The sequence below is a fragment of the Methylotenera sp. genome, from assembly GCF_029945705.1.
In the GTDB taxonomy this organism is placed as follows: Bacteria; Pseudomonadota; Gammaproteobacteria; order Burkholderiales; family Methylophilaceae; genus Methylotenera.
Genome location: NZ_JAQSDC010000037.1, coordinates 1 through 2,759, shown reverse-complemented (window position 1 = coordinate 2,759; position 2,759 = coordinate 1). Strand labels below are relative to the sequence as shown.

General features: G+C 40.5%; 1 protein-coding gene. It reads left to right on the top strand.

Annotation, left to right across the window (positions count from 1 at the left end; genetic code table 11):
* A partial coding sequence (locus PSU78_RS07130; RefSeq protein ID WP_300386371.1) for a hypothetical protein occupies positions 1-2,759 on the top strand: 2,759 nt, incomplete at both ends.

Below are 2,759 nucleotides of genomic sequence, written 5' to 3'. Positions count from 1 at the left end.
TATAAAAGTTTTCTAAAGCGCGATAGTTTTAAATTCAAACGCGGCGGTAAATACATTATTACCCATACGATTAATAATTTACCGATTAACTGTCCGACGATTTATACAGATACAGTAATTATACCACCAGTTTTAGATGTAGAATTAGCATTTGGTCGCGATACCTTTGTGTGCGCTGGTGATAGCTTAGTTATTAAACCTATCATCGCCTATGGTGTGCCTAGTTTTAAATACCGTTGGGAAAGTCCAATAGGGACCTTTAAAACCAAAGATACACTCAACCGATTTGCAATTAAACCCACCTTTAATACCACTATTTTATTAAAATTAACGGATAAAAATAAATGTGTTGATACCGATACCATCAAAGTAAAATACCAACCCTTACCAAAAGTAAATATTGGTCCAGATAAGCGGATATGTACCTATCAGAACATTACCTTAGATGCTCAAAACGCAGATACCTTGCGCTATTATTGGCAGCCCGATGGCGATAGCACCCGCTTAAAAACAATTAACATCGCCGGCCAATACATTGCCAAAGTGATAGACATACTGGGCTGTTATGCCAGAGATACCATGAACTTGGCTGTGAATGATACCGTTGTAGCCATTGCCAAACCAGACCGCGAGATATGTATCTTAGATACCTTGAAAGTAAAAGCTGCAAGACGACCACTAGGCTATACCCGCCAATTTGTGTGGACAGATTTGAATACTGGTATTGTCATGGCTAACGATAGTTCATTCAAAACAAAAATCATACAACAAGCGGCTCGCAAATACGACCTATACTTGCGCGTAACACAAGGTGGAGTAGTTTGCGAAGACCGCGACACCTTATTAATAGATGTAAATCCGCTTCCAACCTTCAGTTTTGCAGGGCTTCCCCCAAGGTGCTTTACCGATGGTGCAATTAATTTAACCCAAAAACAAGTCGCCATAGCCAAGGATCAGTCTGGCGCTAAGTTTACAGATATTCGCTACTACCAGAAATTTAAGAAACCAAGTTGGGTAACCGGCGGACCGGTAGGCAGTTCACCCTTCATATACAATTACCCATTGTTTATAAAGAATGAACAAGTGCCTCAAGCAGGCTTAAGAGATACAATCTGCTACGACTTTAGAGACTTTAAAGGTTGTTATAATTCAGAATGTAAACCCATCCGATTGAACCCAAATCCATTGGTGCATATTAAGAATGGTATCTTCTGCCAAAGAGCAGGAGAAATAGACTTAGAAAAACAAGTAGATACCCCATTTGTAAAAGTAGGCGGTATTCAAAGCTACCGTGTCATATCCGTACCCCCTTCATCAGGCGTAGATCCAGCAGCCTTGATAAGAGAAGATAATACCTATATCCCAAGTAAATACTACATGGATCCAGGACTCGAAGGCGAAAACAATAAGACAGGTGATTACTTGGTAGAATATTGTTTCAAGAATCCAAGTACCAGCTGTCAGAAATGCGATACCGCCACCATCACAGTGGTTCGCTTACCAGAGATTCAGTTCGACCCAATTCCAAGTCAGTGTATCAATTACCCATTGTTGGCCTTAGATAGTTTTGTAATAGAGAAAAACAGTGGCAAGCGTTTCCCAGATGGCTATTGGCAGTGTATTGCCTTTGGAGGATCGAGAGACAAAAGCGTGCCAGCAGTTAACAATGCACTTAACAATGCAATCAAATCACAGCAAAAGAAGTTTGACCCAAGCACAGGCCCAGGTCAGTACCAACTGAGATTCACAGATGTTTCAAGTGGCTGTTTGGTAACAGATAGCACAGATGTGAATGTGAATGGTTTACCACAAATAAAATTGGCACGACCAGATACCGTTTGTTCCACTTCAGGCATCTTCCAATTAAAAAGTAATTACCCCGATAATGATGCAAACAGTTCATGGTATGGTTCATTTGTAACAGGTTCTACCTTCGATCCAAGTAAAGGACCCGCAATTCAACAATACGAAGGACCTTACAAGTTGGTATATAAATACACGAATCCATTAACCAAATGTTCCGATACTGGCTTTACCTTTAAAACAATTCAGACACAGCCAGAGATAACCATTACCAATGTTGATCCTTATACACTGTGCGAGAACGATACGTTTGTATTGCAATCTACCAGTAAGTTTGTAACCAAAGGCATCTTGTGGAGCACCAGTGGCGATGGAAACTTTATCAAAGGCACCACCCTTCCGAATACAGAATACTACCAAGGTAACCAAGATACAGTATTAGGTGAGGCCATCTTAACAGTTACAAGCAACAAAGAGGGTGTATGTCCACAGGTAAGTGATGACTTAAGAATAGTATTAGAACCTTATCCAGTATTCACTATGCCCGTACACTTTATACAGTGCGAGCCAGGCTTAATCGACTTTAACAGTTGGGTATCTCAGCCAAGTGATGCTTCGAAATTGCGCTACGATTGGTATTATGGCAATGGCGATAGTATTTTGAATAGCACCAATGGGGCGCCACAAGGGATTAAATATCCAATTTCAAAACAAGGTTGGTACGATGTAAAATTAACCGTTCACAACCAATGGGGCGCTTTGCCAACTGAGTCATGCAGCATAACCAAAGATTCATTGGGTTATGTAAGAATCATACCGACACCTAAGGCAGCCTTTTCAAGCGATCCAGGCTTCTTTACAACCGTTGCCTTCCCTAAATTTAAGTTCTTTAACAATTCAAAAGTAACTTGGGGTACGATGACCCATGAGTGGTATTTTGATTATTTGAACAATGT